At 69.1% G+C, this 17,284-nt stretch carries 16 protein-coding genes; 11 read left to right on the top strand and 5 right to left on the bottom strand.

Features of this window, described 5'->3' with window-relative positions:
- Positions 1-71: 71 nt before the first annotated feature.
- From NR810_RS15965 to NR810_RS16015, 11 genes are all read left to right on the top strand, one after another.
- Positions 72-458 (top strand): MXAN_6627.5 family MYXO-CTERM protein, encoded by a 387-nt coding sequence (locus NR810_RS15965; protein ID WP_257453465.1) that lies wholly within the window; start codon positions 72-74, stop codon positions 456-458.
- Entirely contained in the window at positions 455-1,495 is a 1,041-nt protein-coding gene (locus NR810_RS15970; RefSeq protein WP_257453466.1) for an acetylserotonin O-methyltransferase, read from the top strand. Before NR810_RS15965 ends, NR810_RS15970 begins: the two co-directional genes overlap by 4 nt.
- Positions 1,496-1,577: 82 nt before the next feature.
- Positions 1,578-2,924, top strand: a complete 1,347-nt coding sequence (locus NR810_RS15975) for an FAD-binding oxidoreductase (protein WP_257453467.1) — start codon at positions 1,578-1,580, stop codon at positions 2,922-2,924.
- A gap of 310 nt (positions 2,925-3,234) precedes the next feature.
- Positions 3,235-5,031 carry a methyl-accepting chemotaxis protein gene (locus tag NR810_RS15980; RefSeq protein ID WP_257453468.1) on the top strand — a complete coding sequence of 599 codons (1,797 nt, stop codon included), beginning with the start codon at positions 3,235-3,237 and terminating at the stop codon, positions 5,029-5,031.
- Positions 5,032-5,296: 265 nt separating this feature from the next.
- Positions 5,297-5,635: an acyl carrier protein gene (locus tag NR810_RS15985; RefSeq protein ID WP_257453469.1), complete on the top strand. Its 339-nt coding sequence runs from the start codon at positions 5,297-5,299 to the stop codon at positions 5,633-5,635.
- The gene (locus NR810_RS15990; protein ID WP_257453470.1) at positions 5,632-6,690 is read left to right on the top strand and encodes a type III polyketide synthase; all 1,059 of its coding nucleotides are present in this window, start codon (positions 5,632-5,634) and stop codon (positions 6,688-6,690) included. Before NR810_RS15985 ends, NR810_RS15990 begins: the two co-directional genes overlap by 4 nt.
- A gap of 32 nt (positions 6,691-6,722) precedes the next feature.
- Positions 6,723-8,564: a fatty acyl-AMP ligase gene (locus NR810_RS15995; protein WP_257453471.1), complete on the top strand. Its 1,842-nt coding sequence runs from the start codon at positions 6,723-6,725 to the stop codon at positions 8,562-8,564.
- 170 nt (positions 8,565-8,734) lie between these two features.
- Complete coding sequence (locus tag NR810_RS16000) at positions 8,735-9,631, top strand: zinc metalloprotease (protein ID WP_257453472.1); 897 nt, start codon at positions 8,735-8,737, stop codon at positions 9,629-9,631.
- Positions 9,632-9,876: 245 nt separating this feature from the next.
- The gene (locus NR810_RS16005; RefSeq protein ID WP_257453473.1) at positions 9,877-10,770 is read left to right on the top strand and encodes a zinc metalloprotease; all 894 of its coding nucleotides are present in this window, start codon (positions 9,877-9,879) and stop codon (positions 10,768-10,770) included.
- A 185-nt stretch (positions 10,771-10,955) separates the two neighbouring features.
- Positions 10,956-11,846 (top strand): zinc metalloprotease, encoded by an 891-nt coding sequence (locus NR810_RS16010; RefSeq protein ID WP_257453474.1) that lies wholly within the window; start codon positions 10,956-10,958, stop codon positions 11,844-11,846.
- Between the two features lie 316 nt (positions 11,847-12,162).
- On the top strand, positions 12,163-12,339 hold the full coding sequence (locus NR810_RS16015) for a hypothetical protein (RefSeq protein ID WP_257453475.1): 177 nt from the start codon (positions 12,163-12,165) through the stop codon (positions 12,337-12,339).
- A gap of 110 nt (positions 12,340-12,449) precedes the next feature.
- Here NR810_RS16015 and NR810_RS16020 read toward each other — a convergent pair whose 3' ends face one another.
- From NR810_RS16020 to NR810_RS16040, 5 genes are read right to left on the bottom strand one after another with little or no spacing between them, the layout of a single operon-like run.
- Positions 12,450-13,544 carry an NAD(P)/FAD-dependent oxidoreductase gene (locus tag NR810_RS16020; RefSeq protein ID WP_257453476.1) on the bottom strand — a complete coding sequence of 365 codons (1,095 nt, stop codon included), beginning with the start codon at positions 13,542-13,544 and terminating at the stop codon, positions 12,450-12,452.
- Positions 13,541-15,295 (bottom strand): fatty acyl-AMP ligase, encoded by a 1,755-nt coding sequence (locus tag NR810_RS16025; protein ID WP_257453477.1) that lies wholly within the window; start codon positions 15,293-15,295, stop codon positions 13,541-13,543. The genes NR810_RS16020 and NR810_RS16025 overlap by 4 nt, the downstream gene beginning before the upstream one ends.
- Positions 15,292-15,573: an acyl carrier protein gene (locus NR810_RS16030; protein WP_257453478.1), complete on the bottom strand. Its 282-nt coding sequence runs from the start codon at positions 15,571-15,573 to the stop codon at positions 15,292-15,294. The genes NR810_RS16025 and NR810_RS16030 overlap by 4 nt, the downstream gene beginning before the upstream one ends.
- Positions 15,566-16,138, bottom strand: coding sequence for an isoprenylcysteine carboxyl methyltransferase family protein (locus NR810_RS16035; RefSeq protein ID WP_257453479.1), 573 nt, complete (start codon positions 16,136-16,138; stop codon positions 15,566-15,568). Before NR810_RS16035 ends, NR810_RS16030 begins: the two co-directional genes overlap by 8 nt.
- Complete coding sequence (locus tag NR810_RS16040) at positions 16,132-17,217, bottom strand: type III polyketide synthase (RefSeq protein WP_257453480.1); 1,086 nt, start codon at positions 17,215-17,217, stop codon at positions 16,132-16,134. Before NR810_RS16040 ends, NR810_RS16035 begins: the two co-directional genes overlap by 7 nt.
- Positions 17,218-17,284 lie beyond the last annotated feature (67 nt).

Raw genomic sequence — 17,284 nt, forward strand, 5'->3', positions numbered from 1 at the left:
CCGCCCGACCGTAAGTGCCGCCTTCCGAGGAGATGCATCCAGCCTGCCGGGCAGATAGGTTGGAATCCTCCATGAAGGACATTCCCCCGATCCGCCGCACCCTGCCACGCCTCGCCCTCACCCTCACCCTGCTCCTCCCGCTGGCGGGACGAGCCCAGGACGCCGGCACCCCGGACGCGGGCAGCGTATTCGACGTCCCGGACGCCTCGGTGGGCGGCGGGGGCGCGGATCGGGACAACCCCGAGGCCGATGATTCCACGGGCCGTCCGGGTGGGGCCTGCCGCAGCAGCGCCGACTGCGCGTCGCGCTTCAGCTGCGCCCAGGGCCAGTGCCGCTACACCGGCATCCGCCAGGCCGAGCGCGTGGGCTGCCTGTTGGGCCCGGAGGACTCCCTGGCCGTGGCGGGCCTGGGACTGCTCGTGGCGGTACGGCGGCGCGGCCGCCAGGAGGGACGATGAGGCTCGGGCTCAAGGCGGACAGCCTGCTGGAGCGCGTGGCGGACTGGCTGAACCTGGCGCCCAAGCCGCTGGCGCACGCCTTCTTCGGGATGATGGCCTCGCGCACGCTGATGGCCGGGGAGCGGCTGGGCCTCTTCGCGGCGCTCGCCGACGGCTCGGCCACGGTGGAGGAGCTGGCGGCGCGGCTGAAGCTGTCTCCCGAGGGCACGCGCGCGCTCCTGGAGGCGCTCGAGGCCTGCGAGGCCGTGGAGCGCAAGAAGGGCCGCTACCGGATGGCCGACAGCGCCCGGCGCTGGTTGGATCCGCGCTCGCCGCAGTACGTGGGCGGCTTCCTGGACTTCAACTACACCCAGTGGGAGTGGTGGAGCCACCTGGAGGACGCCATCCGCACGGGGGAGGCGGTGGACATCCACCACTTCGCTCCGGACGACCCGCGCTGGCGCTCCTACATCCACGCCATGCACCAGATGTCGCGGCTGTCCGCGCCCGAGGTGGCCCGCTCCATTCCGCTGCCCAGGGGAGCGCGGCAGGTGTTGGACCTCGGGGGGGCGCACGGTTGGTACGCCGCGGAGCTGTGCCGCCGGCACCGGGGGCTGAAGGCCACGGTGCTGGACCTGGAGGGCAGCGTCCGGGTGGGGCGCGAAATCATCTCCCGGGCGGGCCTGTCGCACGTGGTGACGCACAAGGAGGGAGACATCCTCACCTCGGAGCTGGGGGGCCCGTATGACGCGGTGCTCCTCTTCCAGGTGGTGCACCACCTGTCGCCCGCGCAGAACGTGGCGCTGCTGCGCCGGGTGCGCACCGCGCTGACGCACAAGGGGACGCTGGCGGTGCTCGAGTACCTGCGCGAGGACGCCGAGCAGCCGCCGAGCGCCGCGCCCCTCATCGGCCTGCACTACTTCCTCACCTCGAAGGCGGCGGCGTACGCCCCCGCGGAGGTGGAGGGCTTCCTGGACGACGCGGGCTTCCGCATCGAGAGCGTCCGGCCGGTGCGCCACCTGCCGCTGCAGACGCTCCTCATCGCCCGCCCCGAGTGAGTCCCCTCGCGAGGGGAGCACGCGTCCAGCCAGGGCCTTCACGGTGCCGCGCATATATAAGGAGAGAGAGGAACGGACGGACGTGGGAACGGAACGGGCATCCTGGGGACGCTACCCGCGCGTGAAGGCGCAACGGACGAGCCCCGTCACGTGGGCCTCGGACGCCCTGCCGGTACCGGCCGGTGGAGGCACGCTGCTGCCGTACGGGCAGGGCCGGAGCTACGGCGACTCGTGCCTCAACGCGGGCGGTACGCTGCTGACGACGTCGCGGCTGGACCGCTTCCTGGACTTCAATCCGGCCACCGGGGTGCTGCGCTGCGAGTCGGGCGTCACGCTGGACGCCATCCTCCGGCTGGTGACGTGGCAGGGCTGGTTCCTCCCGGTGACGCCGGGCACCAAGTTCGTGAGCGTGGGCGGGGCCATCGCCAACGACGTCCACGGCAAGAACCACCACCAGGCGGGAACCTTCGGGCGGCACGTGCCGCGCTTCGAGCTGGTGCGCTCGGACGGCTCGCGGCGGGTGTGCTCGCTCGAGGAGAACCGAGACTGGTACGAGGCCACCATCGGCGGCCTCGGGCTCACCGGGCTCATCACCTGGGCGGACATCCAGCTGCGGCGGATGAGCAACCCCTACGTCCTTCAGGAGACGTTCACCTTCTCCAACCTGGACGAGTTCCTCGCGCTGGCCCGCGAGTCGGAGCGGGACTACGAGTTCACCGTGGCGTGGGTGGACAGCCTGGGACGGGGGCGCAACCTGGGCAAGGGCCTGTTCTACCGGGGCAACCACGCGCCGCCTCAGTTCGACGCGCTGCCGCTGACGAAGAGCCACCTGTCGCGCCGCGGCGGGCTGGCGGTGCCCTTCGACTTCCCGGGCTTCGCGCTCAACCGGCTGTCGGTGTCGGCCTTCAACTGGCTCTACTACCACCTGCAGCGCAGCAAGCCCTCCCAGGCCCTGGTGCACTATGATCCGTTCTTCTACCCGCTGGACGGGGTGCACCGGTGGAACCGCATCTACGGACGCCGGGGCTTCCTGCAGTTCCAGTGCGTGGTGCCGGAGAGCGACGCGGGCGTGGCGGCGCTCAAGGAGGTGCTCGACCGGGGCGCGCGCAGCGGCATGCCCAGCTTCCTCACGGTGCTGAAGATGTTCGGGGACGTGCCCTCGCCGGGGTGGATGAGCTTCCCCAGGCGTGGGGTGACGCTGGCGCTGGACTTCGCCAACCGGGGAGAGCGCACGTACCGGCTGGTGGAGGAGTTGGATCGCGTGACGCGCCAGGCCGGCGGGCGGGTCTACCCGGCCAAGGACGCGCGGATGGCTCCGGAGAACTTCGCGGCCTACTACCCGGAGCGCGAGCGCTTCTCTCGTTACGTGGACCCGGCCTTCTCCTCGTCCTTCTGGCGCCGGGTCAACGGCCTCCCCTCCGCTTCCTGAAGTCAGGTCGCATCCCAGCGCACATCCCCACGTGGGAGCCGGGAAGCCCTCTCAGGTCCCTGCCCGCCTGCCAACCTGTCACGCCGGAAAGCCCCCACCCGCTCGATGTCTCACCACTCGGGAAGGCGTCGTGAACCAACAGGGCTGTATCCCCAGAGGGGGGGCTGGCCGGGGAGGAGCACTCCGCCGATAAAGATGGTAGCGTCCCGTCCACCTTCGGGACGTGGTGCGTTGTCCGCGGCGCCCCCTTCGTACCCACCTGCCGAGGGCCGCGCACAGCCGAACCCCCGCCTCTCCTCACTGAGTGCACATGGTGTCCTTCAACCCGTTGAGCAGCGATCGTCCCCTGACCAAGCGCATCTTCATGCTCTTTCAGGTCCTCGTGCTGCCGTGTGCGCCCTTCGTGGCGTATCTGGTGGGCATGGTCCTGGGCCTGAAGGGGGACGAAGTTCCCCGCTCGGTCCTCTACTTCCTGCCGCCGGTCATCATCATCTGCGGCAACGTGTACCCGCATCTGCTCATCGGGTACCTGTACCGCACCGCCACGGCCTTCAATCCGAACGACCTGGCCTGGTCCCGGCTGGCGCGCATCCTCAAGTTCCCCTGGCGCGTCGCCTTCTACGGCCAGGCGGGCTCCTTCGCCATCGGCGCGTTCATCTTCAGCCTCGAGGTGTGCCTCTGGTTCGGCAAGAGCCTGTGGCTGGTCGCGCTCGGCACCGTCATCGGCGTGGCCATCAGTCTGCTGCTGGCACTCCCGGTGGGCATCATCGTCGAGCGGTGGATCATGCCGCTGGCGCTCGAGGAGCAGGGCCGCAACCCCTCCCTGCGCGTGCTGCAGACCAGCTTCTTCTGGCTGCGCCAGTCCTGGTTCCTGCCCTACGCCTTCATCGTCTGCGCCCTCTCCATCATCGTGCTGGGCGGCGTCATCGTCGGCGTGCAGACGGGCATCGTGCAGCAGCAACTGGTCTCCCAGCTGATGAACACCGGCCAGCACCAGGCCGCCGCCCTCGTCAGCGGCCTCACCAGCTCGCTGCTCTCCGAGCTGAGCGTGCCCGCGCTGGTGCTCGCCATCATGATGATCTCCCTGCCCGCCGTCTCCGCCTGGATGCTGGCGCGCCGCCAGGAGCAGGGCTCGCAGGCGGTGCTCCAGGCCATCGAGTACCTCTCCATCGGCAAGGTGCGTCCGCCCGAGTGGGTGTCCACCGATGAGATCGGCGACCTGGCCTTCGGCCTCAACTCCATCATCGGTCAGCTGAGCGCCGTCCCCCGCGCGCTCGAGAACGCCGCCAACCAGCTGGCCGAGGCCGGCGCCACCCTGCGCAACGCCAACGACAACCAGCGCCAGGCCCTCACCATCCAGGCCACCACCATCCAGGAGACGAACGTCACCGCCCAGGAGATCAAGCAGACCTCCGACCTCACGGCCCAGCGCGCCGAGGCGGTGCTCAACGTCGTCACCCACGCCGAGGAGCTGGGCCGCGCCGGCTCCAACGCCATCGAGCAGACCATCGCCGGCTTCTCCGTCATCCGCGACTCGGTGCACGCCATCCGCACCAAGATGGAGCGCCTGCACGCCAGTGCCCAGCAGATCGGCAACATCACCGAGGCGGTGAAGGACCTGGCCGACCAGTCCAACATGCTCGCGCTCAACGCCGCCATCGAGGCGGTGCGCTCGGGCGAGCACGGCAAGGGCTTCGGCGTGGTGGCCCGCGAAATCCGCAACCTCGCCGACCAGTCCATCCGCGCCACCGGCCGCATCCGCAACATCCTCGAGGAGGTGGGCAGCGCCATCAACGACGCCGTCGCCATGACGGACGTGGGCGCCGCCCAGGTCGAGGGCGGCCTCGACAAGGTGAAGACCTCCGGCGACAGCCTCCGCCAGCTCTCGCAGATGGTGCACGAGAGCTCCTCCGCCGTGCGGCAGATCACCGCCGCCGTCAGTCAGCAGAATTCCGGCTTCGCCCAGATATTCACGGCCATCGCCGACATGTCGCGCAGCATGGACCAGTCACTGGAGCGGCTCGAGTCCACCCAGGAAGCCGCCGGTACCCTCCAGCAGGTGTCCGACCAGGTCAATCAGCTCGTCCGCCAGTACCGCGTCGAGTAGCAACCCCCTCCGTCCGACACCCGCCACTCACCCGACCCCGCGGCCGGATCCTCCGGTCGCGGGGTTTTTTTCAGCCTCGCCGGTACACAGCATGAGCCAGGGCCCGTGCGAAGCGCCCCGCCGCGCGTTATCCCAAAGGATCGCCCCTCTACCAGGATTCAGGAAAACGCCAAATTTTCTGGTATTGACCCCGGAAGCGTAGGGCTGTAATGTTTCACACCAGTTGAAGGGGGGCACGCCCGATACTGAGGTTGCAGGAGGCCCTATGGACCGGCAGCAGATTCTCGATCACGTCCGCAACATGATCCTCACGATGAACTCCGGTCTGTTCCCGGACGACGTGAACGAGTTCGCCTCGATGACGTATGATCTGGGCATGGACTCCCTGTACCTCGAGTCGCTCATCTCTCGTCTGAAGGAAGAGGTGGCGGATATCGAGTTCACGCCCTGGTACATCAAGGCGTCGCGCCGCGGTCATGACACCGTGGGCAGCCTGGTGGATTACATCGACGAGCACATGACGGCCTCGCGCGCCGCGGGTGCCTCCAAGAGCGAGCCTGCCGCCGACGCGCGGCGAGGTGAGCAGCAGGTGGAGGCCGCATGAGTCAGGCGCCGGCCACTCGCCCCACGCTGCTAGCCATTGGTAGCGAGTTCCCGCCCTTCAAGGTCACCCAGGAGGAGATGTACGAGGGCCTCCTGAAGAAGTGGTACGAGAAGGTCCCCAACGCCGAGCGCATCGTCAAGAACACGCGCGTGCGCAGCCGTTACTTCGCGTGGGATCCCCGCGTGGCCCTGGCCAACGGCTCGGTGCCCACGGGAGACCGCTCGGAGGTCTTCGAGAAGACGGTCCTGGATGTCGCCGGGCGTTCGGTGGGCAAGGTGCTCGCCCAGGTGGACCGCAGCAAGGTGGGCAGCATCGCCATGGCCAGCTGCACCGGCTACATGGGCCCCACCCCCGAGTACTTCATCGCCAAGCAGTTCGAGCTCACCTCGAGCATCCGCCGCACCTTCATCGGTCACATGGGCTGCTTCGCCGCCTTCAACGTGCTGAAGGTGGCGATGGACAGCCTCGCGGCGCGTCCGAACGAGCACGTCATCATCAACTGCACCGAGTTCAGCTCGCTCCAGTTCCGCTCCGACGCCAACGCCGAGCAGGCCGTCATCCAGGCCCTCTTCGGTGACACCAGCGCGTCCGCCGTGATTGGCAGCGCTCCGGACGGCGAGGGCGTGCAGTTCATCCGCACCCATACCGAGCAGATCTGGGGCACCCACGAGCTGATGACGTGGAACATCAAGAACGACGGCTTCTTCATGACGCTGTCGCCCTACGTGCCCTTCGTCATCGCCGAGAACATCCACGCCTACCTGGAGAAGCTGCTCGGGCCCGAGAAGCTGTCCGTGGGTGACGTGAAGCATTGGATCATCCACCCCGGCGGTCCCAAAATCGTCGAGATGCTCGGCAAGCAGCTCAAGCTGACGGAGGCGCAGCTGGCCTCCACCTGGCACGTGCTGGGCGAGTACGGCAACTGCTCGTCGGCCACCGTCATGCTGGTGCTCGAGCACATGCTCAAGGCGGACAAGCCGCAGCGGGGCGAGTACGGCGTGATGCTGGCCTTCGGCCCCGGGCTGACCGTCGAGGGCGCGCTGGTCCGGTTCTGAAAGCCGGTCTCCTTCACCAAGGACATACATCCATGAGCCAGCAATCCCTGCGGCGCCAGACGGGGAACGTGCGCCTGGGCCCCGGCGTGGGCCGTCACTCCAGCCGTGAGATTCCCCAGCGGGCGCCCACTCCCGCCACCGTGGCCCCGGTGCGGACCCTGTCCGAGGCCGTGGTGCACTGGGCGCGCACGCGCCCCTCCCAACCCCTCTTCTACTTCGCGGACCTCGAGGAGAAGCTCACCGTCCTCACCGCGGCGGACCTGCACCACAACGCCTTGCGCCTGGGCGCCAGCCTGCGCGCCCGCGGCGTGCGCCAGGGCGACCGGGTGGTGCTCTCCTTCGACACCAGCCCCGAGTTCCTCGAGAGCTTCTTCGCCTGCAGCCTGGTGGGCGCCACCCCCTGCCTCATCGAGCTGCCCTCCTCGAAGGTGTCCGTGCAGGCCTGGAGCGAGCGGCTGCGCGTGAAGCTCAAGCTGCTGGGCGCCCGGGGCATCCTCATCGACCCGGACTTCCTGGACCTGGCCCAGGAGTCCCTCAAGGACTACCAGGCCGAGCCCGGCCAGGACACGCCCTTCGCCGCCACCGTGAAGGACCTGGACGTGGACGCCGAGCCCTTCGAGCCGCCCACCTGCGGCGCCGAGGACGTGGCCTTCATCCAGTTCACCTCCGGCACCACGGACTCGCCCAAGGGCATTCAAATCTCCCACCGCGCGCTCTTCGCCAACTGCGCGGCCATGGGGGAGATCAGCCACTGGGACTCGGATGACCTGATGGTGTGCTGGCTGCCCCTGTTCCATGACATGGGACTGGTGGCCTCCACCCTGGCCTCGTTCGTCCACGGGATTCCGACGGCGCTCATGCCGCCCTTCGGCTTCCTGCTCAAGCCGGCGCGCTGGCTGTGGGCCATCCAGTACTTCCGCGCCACCTCGTCCTTCGGTCCCAACTTCGCCTACCAGCTGTGCGTCAAGCGCATCAAGGACGCCGAGGTGGAGGGATTGGACCTGAGCTCGTGGAAGCGGGCCTACAACGCCGCCGAGTTCATCCACGCCGACACCGTGCGCCACTTCACCGAGCGCTTCCAGCCGTACGGCTTCGAGCCGAACGCCTGGCGGCCCTCGTACGGCATGGCGGAGATGGTGGTGGGCGTGTCCATCCGCGACCGGAGCGACCCGGTGCGCTTCGAGACGATTTCACGCGCGGCGCTGGCCACGAAGCGCCAGGTCGTGTCCCTGCAGGAGAGCGGCCCGGACGCGCTCATCGTGCTGAGCGTGGGCCGGGTGCTGCGCGGCATCGACATCCGCATCGTCGACGAGGAGGGCCGTGAGGTGCCCGAGCGCCACGAGGGTGAAATCCTCCTGCGCGGCACCTCGCTCTTCGGCGGCTACTACAAGAACGCGGAGGCCACCGACAGCGTGCTGCGCGACGGCTGGCTGCACACGGGCGACCTGGGCTTCCTCGCCGAGGGCCAGCTCTTCATCTGCGGCCGCAGCAAGGACCTCATCATCAAGGCGGGCGAGAACCACCACCCGTACACCATGGAGAACGCCGCCGCCCAGGTGGCCGGGGTGCGCGCCGGCTGCGTGGCCGCCGTGGGTGTCGCCAACATCCAGACGGGCACCGAGGACATCGTCGTCGTCTGCGAGACCACCGAGACCAAGGCCGACGTCGTGCGCCAGCTGTGCAAGCACGTGGAGGAGATGGTCTACCAGGGCTCCGGCGTGCGCCCCAACCGCGTCATCCCCGTGGGCCCGCACACCGTGCCCAAGACGACCAGCGGTAAAATCAAGCGCGCCTACATCCGGCAGAACATCGAGGCCTTCGAAAACCTCTCCCTGCTGGTGGCGCCCCCGGCCCGTCAGGCCATCGTGCACTGACGCGCCCTCGCCACTCCCCGTTCCCTTCCAGAGAGCCCCGGCACACCCCGTGTGTCGGGGCTCTCCGTTTTCACGCACTCCGCTCGTGTTTTCAGAAAATCCGCATGCTCCCTTGCTTGCTGCTTATTCTCAGGCTATAAGGCATCGCAACTTTTTCCGAGGAGTCGGAAATGTCCCGCAACGTTTTCTCGAAGAGTGGCAAGTTCGCGGTGGTCCTGGGTGCCGTCATCGCGCTGGGTGGTTGCAGCGCCGAGCAGACGCCGGCCGAGGAGCAGAAGCCGGCATCTGAGCAGGCCGCCCCGCTGCATGGCTGTGCCACGCCGACTCCGTCCGTGCAGGAGCAGGCCGCGGTGGACGCGTTCCTCGCGGGCCGCACCCAGGGTCAGGCCTACCCCGTGGGCTCCATCACCATCAACGTCTATGCCCACGTCATCCGCAAGGGCACGGGCACGACCAACGGTGACATCCCCGACTCGATGATCGCCAGCCAGATCTCCGTGCTGAACGCGGCCTACTCGAAGACCCCGTTCAAGTTCGCCCTGGTGGCCACGGACCGCACCACCAACAGCACCTGGTACACCGCTGGCCCCGGCACCTCCGCCGAGTCGTCGATGAAGAACACGCTGCGCAAGGGCACGGCGGACGACCTGAACATGTACTTCAGCAGCCCCGGTGGCGGCCTGCTGGGCTGGGCGACCTTCCCCAGCTCCTACGCCTCCAGCCCCAAGATGGACGGCGTGGTCATCCTCAACACCTCGCTGCCCGGTGGCACCGCGGCCCCCTACAACCTGGGCGACACGGGCACCCACGAGGTCGGCCACTGGCTGGGCCTGTACCACACCTTCCAGGGTGGCTGCTCCACCACGGGTGACAGCGTGAGCGACACCCCGGCCGAGCAGTCCGCCGCCTACGGCTGCCCCGCGGGCCGCGACACCTGCTCCACCACCGGTGTGGACCCCATCTACAACTTCATGGACTACACCGACGACTCCTGCATGAACACGTTCACCGCGGGCCAGATCGCCCGCATGGACTCGATGTGGGCCTCCTACCGCTACGGCAAGTAAGCCGAGCCTGAAGTCCTGAAGTCCCGACGCCGGAGCGCTCCACGCGCTCCGGCGTTTTGCTTTTCACCCCAAGCGCACCCGGCCCATACCCACCGTGGCCTTCTCTTCTCTCGCGCTTCTTCTGTATTACCCGGCCTTCTACATCTCCCGGGATGCTGTATTTTTTCACGAAACACGGTTTATCAGATTGCGTGCACTGATTTCTTGGGATACAAGACGTATCAACTTTTCCCGAGGAGTCGGAAATGTCCGGTAACGTTGTCTCGAAGGGTGGAAAGTTCGCGGTCATGCTGGGTGCGGTGCTGGCGCTGGGTGGTTGCAGCAGCTCGGAGCAGAAGCCGGCCGAGCCCACCACGCAGCAGGCGACCCGCGAGGCGCTCCACGGCTGCGCCACGCCGACCCCGTCCGAGCAGGAGACGGAGAGCGTCCAGGCGCTGATCAGCCAGCACCGCGGCGCGCTGGCGGCCACCGGCTCCATCAACATCTCCGTCTATGCCCACGTCATCAACAAGGGCACGGGCATCTCCAACGGTGACATCCCGGACACGATGATCGCCGACCAGATCGCCGTACTGAACGCGGCCTACGCGAACACCCCGTTCCGCTTCACCCTGGTGAGCACGGACCGCACCACCAACAGCACCTGGTACACCGCCGGCCCGGACACCACGGCCGAGGCGGCGATGAAGACCGCGCTGCGCAAGGGCACCGCCGACGACCTGAACATGTACTTCAGCAGCCCCGGTGGCGGCCTGCTGGGCTGGGCGACCTTCCCCAACTGGTACGCCGGCAACCCCTCGGATGACGGCGTGGTCATCCTCAACACCTCGCTGCCCGGCGGCTCCGCGGCCCCCTACAACCTGGGCGACACGGGCACCCACGAGGTGGGACACTGGCTGGGCCTGTACCACACGTTCCAGGGCGGCTGCCAGAAGACCAACGACTACGTGAGCGACACCCCGGCCGAGCAGTCCGCCGCCTACGGCTGCCCCACCGGCCGCGACACCTGCCGCGACACGGGCGTGGACCCCATCACCAACTTCATGGACTACACGGACGACTACTGCATGGACCGGTTCTCCGCCGGCCAGATTGCCCGCATGGACTCGTTCTGGACGACCTACCGCCTCGGCAAGTAGGCCTTTGCTGAAGTCTTGAAGTCCCGACGCCGGAGCGCCCCCAGCGCTCCGGCGTTCGTGTTTTCACGGTTCGCGGAGCTTCCGTTACATCCACGACACGGGAATCTTCCAGAAAAGCCGTACCTGCCTTGGTTCATGACGGTTTCGTGAGGTATAAGAGAAACCTCTTTTCCAAGGAGCCGGAAATGGCCCGTAGCGTTTTCTCGAAGGGTGGCAGGTTCGCGGTGGTCCTGGGAGCCCTCGTCGCGCTGGGGGGCTGCACCAGCTCCGAGCAGCAGCCGGCCGAGGAGCAGCCCACGACGCAGCAGGCGGTCCCCGTTCGCGGCTGCGCGACGGCGGACCTGTCCCCCGAGGAGCAGACGGCCGTGGAGATGGCCATGGCGGGCCGCGTGAAGTCCCAGGCCCGCGCCAACGGCTCGGTGAACATCAAGGTCTACTGGCACGTCATCAACAACGGCACCAGCGCCTCGCAGGGCAACATCACGGACGCGCAGATCGCCAGCCAGATCTCCGTGCTGAACGCGGCCTACAGGAACACGCCGTTCACGTTCACCCTGACGGCGACGGACCGCACCACCAACTCCCAGTGGTACACCTGCAGCGGCGGAGCCTGTGAGAAGAAGATGAAGGCGGCGCTGCGCAAGGGCGGCGCGGGCGACCTGAACATCTACTCCAACAACATGGGCCAGGGCCTGCTGGGTTGGGCGACCTTCCCCTCCAGCTACGCCTCGCAGCCGAGCCTGGACGGCGTGGTCATCCTCTACAGCTCGCTGCCCGGCGGCACCGCGGCGCCGTACAACGAGGGTGACACGGCGACCCACGAGGTCGGCCACTGGCTGGGCCTGTACCACACGTTCCAGGGCGGCTGCACCAGCACGGGTGACTACGTGAGCGACACCCCGGCCGAGTCCTCCGCCGCCTTCGGCTGCCCGAGCGGCCGCGACACCTGCTCCACGGCGGGTCTGGACCCCATCACCAACTTCATGGACTACACCGACGACTCGTGCATGAACACGTTCTCGGCGGGTCAGAACGACCGCATGGACTCGATGGTCATCACGTACCGCGGGCTGTGATTCGAGCCTGAAGTCCCGAAGTCCCGACGCCGGAGCGCCCCCAGCGCTCCGGCGTCTTGCTTTTCGTGGGGTGGAGATGGGACGCCCGCACCTCGAACGGCCTTTCCCTGGCCAGCGACCCTCCCATCACAAACACACCCGGCGCTCCTCAGACAGTCTCGCACCACTGCGCGCTCATCCACCCGTGGGCGTCTTCCCCTTCATGGGGAGGACGTCAAAGGAGGTCGCTCGTCCCCAAACCCATCCCCCAACCTCCCGCTCCATACAGGGGTATCTGATGGAAAAAACATGTTGGAATCCGTTGTTGAGGGTCCTCTTGAGGCTGCTGAAGCTTCGCTCCGAGCAGGCGATCATCCTGATCGCCCTCGCGACCGTGGGCTTCCTCCTCATGCTCCTCTGGCACCTGTTGCTCCCGCGGCCCGATGAACAGACCCTGAGGGCGCTCCAGGCATCCCCCTGGGTGCGAGACACCCTCCTGTCCTGCCAGGAGTAGCCCGCCCCACGACTCCCGGCGGCGATATTCCCGGGACATCGCATGTCCGGAGGCGCTCCTGACGATCGCGAAGCCACCCTTCCTGACGATCCGAGGGAGCCCCTCCGGGACTACACGATGGCGTGGGCCAGGAGGAGCTCGAAGACGCGAGGGCGCCTGCCCAGCCAGCGGACCAGCGGCCGGCGCAGCCCCGGCGTGCTCGCCAGCAGCAACATGCTCCGCGTCAACCACGCGTACTTGCGGAAGGCCCGCTGGAACACCCGCTCGTAGGGCAGCAGGGACTCACGCGTCGCGCCCTTCGCCAGGGCATCCGGCAGCAGGTTCCCCAGGGCCTCGGCGCACGTGAAGGCCAAGGACAGCCCTTCCCCCGTCACCGCGTCCACGTACCCCGCCGCGTCCCCCACCAGCGCGAACCGCTCCGCCACCCGCGCCCGCGCCGCCCGCGCCAGCGGCCCCGCCCCTCGCGCCTTCGAGTCCGGCTCCAGCCCCGCCACCCGCTCGGCCAGCACCGGGAAGCGCGCGAGCAGGGACTCGAAGCCGATGCGCTCCGCCAGCCCATCCGCCCAGAGGAAGGCCACCCCCACCCGCTCCTCCCCGGCCGGCGTCACGTAGGCCTCCACGCCCTCGGACAGGTGCACCTCCACGAAGGGCGCCCACGGCTTCACCCGGAAGTGCCGCCGCAGCCCGAAGCGCCTTGGCCCCGCCACCGCCAGCTCCAGCCCCTCGGCGCGTCGCAGTGGCGAGGCCAGCCCGTCCGCCGCCACCAGCATCCGCGCCCGCAGCGGCCCGTCCGCCGTCTCCACCTCCCACCCGTCCACCATGCGCCGCTGGCCCACCACCGCGCAGCGCTCGCGCAGCTCCACCCCGAGCGCCCGTGCCCTCGTGGCCATCGCCGTCACCAGCGCCACCCGCCGCACGCCCAGGCCCCCGGGTGAGGGCAACCGCCCCTCCGCGCCGCTCCCGTCCTCCTGCACATAGCGGATGCCCACGAAGGGCGCGCACTCGCGCTTGTCCAACAGCGCGAGCGCCCCGAAGCGCTCCAGCGCCGCCACCCCGGAGGGCATCAGCCCCTCACCGCAGGCCTTGTCCGGAGGCACGGTGGCCCGCTCCAGCACCACCGTGCGCAGTCCCCGCTTCGCCGTGGTGAGCGCCACCGCCAGTCCCGCGGGTCCACCCCCTACCACCGCGACGTCCCAGGCGCTCACCCCTCGCGTCCCGCCCGGACGAAGGCCAGCGCGCTCTTCGCCATCTCCACCGCCAGCCCCACCGTCCCCACCTTCCTCGGCGCGGCCAGCTCGCCCGCCAGGTAGCGCCGCAGCGCCTCGCTCCGGCGCAGCTTCCCGCTCGAGGTGCGCGGCAGCGTTCCCGGCTCCAGCACCTCCACCGTGTGCGCGCGCACGCCCGTGCCCTCCAACACCGCCTCGCGGATCCGCTCCTCCAGGCCCTCCACCTCCGCGCCCGGGGCCTGCTCGGCGAGAATCAGCAGGGCCTCGTCCTGCTCGCCCTCGGGCGTGAAGCCCAGAGCCACCGCGCAGCCCGTGCGCAGGCCCTCCACTCCCTCCAGGCACTCCTCGAACTCCTGGGGGGCGTGGTTGGCGCCGCGGATGATGACCACGTCCTTCGCACGGCCCGCGAGGAACAGCTCGCCGTCCGCCTCGAAGCCCAGGTCTCCCGTGTCCAACCAGCCCTCGGCGTCCAACGCGTTCGCCGTCGCCTCCGGGAGGCCGAAGTAGCCCGCCATCACCGAGGGCCCTCGCGCGAACACCCGCCCCACACGGCGCTCCGGCACCTCGCGGCCCAGCTCGTCGCGCACCTGGACTTCGAAGCCCGGCACCGGGCGCCCCACGGACACCAGCTCGCGCGAGCCCTCCACCATGCGCCGCTCCGTGGCCAGCACCTTCGCGTCCACGCCCAACGCGTAAGGCCCCCGGCCCGCCGGAGGAAAGGTGACGGCCAGGGAGGCCTCGGATAGGCCGTACACCGGCCGCAGCGCTCCCGCCTGGAAGCCCCACCGGGAGAAGCGCTCGACGAAGCGGCGCAGCGTCTCCACCGACACCGGCTCCGCGCCGTTGAGCGCGTGCTGCCAGCCGGAGAGATCCACGCCCTCCAGCTCCGAGTCCTTCACCCGCTTGAGGCACAACCCGTAGGCGAAGTTGGGCGCGGGCGAGACGAAGCCCCGGTGCCGCGACAGCGCGCGCAACCACAGCGCCGGACGCGCGAGGAACACCTCGGGAGGAATCAGCACCATGCTGCCCGGGTAGTACACCGCGGACAGCAGACAGCCGATGAGTCCCATGTCGTGGTACAGCGGCAGCCAGGACACGCCCACCGGGGCCCGGTCCGACGGAGGCGGCAGCTCCGCCTCCAGCGCCGCGAGCTGCGCCACCAGGGCGCCATGGCCGAGCGCCACCGGCTTCGGGTCCACCGTCGAGCCCGAGGAGAACTGGATGAGGGCGAGCACCTCGGGAGTGGCGGACACGGCCAGGTCGCCCTCCGCGCGGGACACCTCCTCCACCGTGTGGCAGCCGAGCCTCGGGCGGGCCGCGGCCACGGACTCGCCCAGCAGCAGCCGCACCTTGGAGTCCGTGAGCACCACCACCGCGCCCGACACCTCCAGCATGCGCGCGGTGGAGCGGTGGTACTCGTCCAGCCGTCCCAACCGCACCGGTGGGTAGAGCGGCACCGGCACCGCGCCCGCCAGCAGCGCGCCGAAGAAGGCATCCATGAAGCCCGGCGAGGTGGGCAGCAGCAGCGCCACGCGCTCCCCGGGCGATACACCCAGGCGCCGCAGTCCCGCGGCGGTGCGCCGGGCCCGCGCGTACACCTCCGCCCAGGGCATGGACGTCTCGCGCTCGGCCGAGTCCACGAAGACGAGCCCGAACCGGGTCCGCGCCGCGGCGGCGAGCGCATCGGTGAGGGTGGCGTGCTTCAGCGCCGGCAGCGCAGGTCCCTTCATGGCGCGCCTCCCGCGCACGAGGCCGGCGACTCCTCGGCGGTCCGCGAGACCACCAGGCGCATGAGGTCGCCCACGGTATTCACCCCCACCGAGTCCTCCACCGACAGGCGGATGCGGAAGCGGTTCTCCAGCTCCACGGCCAGCACCGTCAGCCCGAGGCTGTCGAGCTGCAGGTCCCTCATCAAGTGGTGCGAGGGCTCCACCGCCCCCCTCCAATCCAGCTCCTGCGAGAGGATGCGGCGGATCTCCGAGAGGACGGCCAGCTCGTTCTCAACCACGGTGCACCTCCGGGATGAAGCGGGGCCTGCCCGCGAAGGCCTTGGCGTAGGCGGCGCCCAGTGCCTCCTCCTCGGCGCGGATGCGCACCCGGAGCAGCAGGGCATTGCCCAGGGAGAAGACGAGGGCCGTCACCCATGCGCCATGGATGAGCGGGACAGCGGCCAGCTCCAGCACCACGGCCACGTAGTTGGGATGGCGCAGGTAGCGGTACGGCCCCCGCGTCACCGGCGGCAGGCCCGGCACCACGATGATGCGCGTGTTCCAGCGCTCGCCCAGCGACGCGATGGCCCAGTAACGCAGCGCCTGGGCCAGGACCGCCACACCCAGCGCGGCGAAGCCGAATCCTCCCGTGAACGGACGCGAGAGCGCCAGCACCTCCGCCACGCACGCCACGAGGAAGAGCGAGTGGAAGACCACCATCACCCGGTAATGACCCTGGCCCGTCTCCGTGCCACCGAGCGCGAGGGCCCGCGCCGCGTTTCGCTTCGACAACACGAGCTCCACGAGGCGCTCGATGCCAAGCAGTCCCAGGAAGCCCAGGTATCCCTCGACGGAGCTCACCATCGCAGCAGCACCAGTTCCGCGCAGAAGCCCGGTCCCATGGCCATCAGCACTCCCCAGTCACCCGGCCGGGCGGTGCCGGATTCCAGCATGTCACCCAGGACGAAGAGCACGGAGGCCGAGGACAGATTGCCCACCTCGCGCAGCGAGGCCCAGGAGCGCGCCAGCATGTCGGGCGCCAGCTCCAGCGCCTCCTCGAAGGCCTGCAACACCTTGGGGCCGCCGGTGTGCGCCACCCAGTGCTTCACATCCCTGCGGGTGAGGCCGTGCTCGGCGAGGAAACCATCCACGTCGCGGCGGATGAACTCGCGCACGAGCTGCGGCACCTTGGCGGACAGCACCACCTTGAAGCCCGAGTCCACCACGTCCCAGCCCATGATGCGCTCGGTGTCGGGGTAGAGCACGGAGCGGGTGGCCACGACGCGAGGACCGGGCGAGGCCGCCGCCCGCTCGGAGCCCTGGAGAACCACGCACGCCGCACCATCGCCGAACAGCCCCGAGGCGATGATGTTGGGAATGGACAGGTCCTCGCGCTGCAGTGTCAGCGAGCACAGCTCCACGGAGACGAGCAGCGCCGTCTGGTCCTTGAAGGCCCGGAGGTAGTCCGAGGCCCGCGCCGTGCCGGCGGCACCCGCCACGCACCCCAACCCGAAGATGGGCGTGCGCTTCATGTCCGGGCGCATACCCAGCCGGTTCATCAGCCGCGCGTCGATGCTCGGCGTGGCGATGCCCGTCACGGTGACGAAATAGACGTGGTCCACATCCCGGGGCGTGAGCCCGGTCTTCTCCAGCGCCTGACGCACCACCACCTCGCCCAGGTCCAGGGCGACCTGGATCCACGCGTCGTTACGCTGCTGGAACGTGACGAGCGAGGGGTACTTCTCGATGGGCAGCGCGAGGAAGCGCCCGTCCACGCGAACGGAGCGATGCAGCTCCTCCAACCGCTCGATGTTGAAGTGACGGGTGGCCCACATGTCCCGCAGGGCGCCGATGATCTGCTCCTGCCTGGCGTAATGAGGAGGAAGCAGCCGTTCGACCGCGCGGATGACAGGAGAAGAGTCTTGAGCTGATGCGGAGTTCATCGACGCCGTCCCTGATGGGGTGGGATCGACGGTTAATCACCCATCCGCGAGGGTGCGACCCGCGGTG

The organism is Archangium lipolyticum, assembly GCF_024623785.1.
Taxonomy (GTDB): domain Bacteria; phylum Myxococcota; class Myxococcia; order Myxococcales; family Myxococcaceae; genus Archangium; species Archangium lipolyticum.

Bases quoted from the DNA above. Each gene is read 5' to 3' on its own strand.
- NR810_RS15965 (WP_257453465.1), top strand. From the start codon at position 72: ATGAAGGACATTCCCCCGATCCGCCGCACCCTGCCACGCCTCGCCCTC.
- NR810_RS15970 (WP_257453466.1), top strand. From the start codon at position 455: ATGAGGCTCGGGCTCAAGGCGGACAGCCTGCTGGAGCGCGTGGCGGAC.
- NR810_RS15980 (WP_257453468.1), top strand. From the start codon at position 3,235: ATGGTGTCCTTCAACCCGTTGAGCAGCGATCGTCCCCTGACCAAGCGC.
- NR810_RS15985 (WP_257453469.1), top strand. From the start codon at position 5,297: ATGGACCGGCAGCAGATTCTCGATCACGTCCGCAACATGATCCTCACG.
- NR810_RS15990 (WP_257453470.1), top strand. From the start codon at position 5,632: ATGAGTCAGGCGCCGGCCACTCGCCCCACGCTGCTAGCCATTGGTAGC.
- NR810_RS15995 (WP_257453471.1), top strand. From the start codon at position 6,723: ATGAGCCAGCAATCCCTGCGGCGCCAGACGGGGAACGTGCGCCTGGGC.
- NR810_RS16000 (WP_257453472.1), top strand. From the start codon at position 8,735: ATGTCCCGCAACGTTTTCTCGAAGAGTGGCAAGTTCGCGGTGGTCCTG.
- NR810_RS16005 (WP_257453473.1), top strand. From the start codon at position 9,877: ATGTCCGGTAACGTTGTCTCGAAGGGTGGAAAGTTCGCGGTCATGCTG.
- NR810_RS16010 (WP_257453474.1), top strand. From the start codon at position 10,956: ATGGCCCGTAGCGTTTTCTCGAAGGGTGGCAGGTTCGCGGTGGTCCTG.
- NR810_RS16025 (WP_257453477.1), bottom strand. From the start codon at position 15,295: ATGAAGGGACCTGCGCTGCCGGCGCTGAAGCACGCCACCCTCACCGAT.
- NR810_RS16035 (WP_257453479.1), bottom strand. From the start codon at position 16,138: ATGGTGAGCTCCGTCGAGGGATACCTGGGCTTCCTGGGACTGCTTGGC.
- NR810_RS16040 (WP_257453480.1), bottom strand. From the start codon at position 17,217: ATGAACTCCGCATCAGCTCAAGACTCTTCTCCTGTCATCCGCGCGGTC.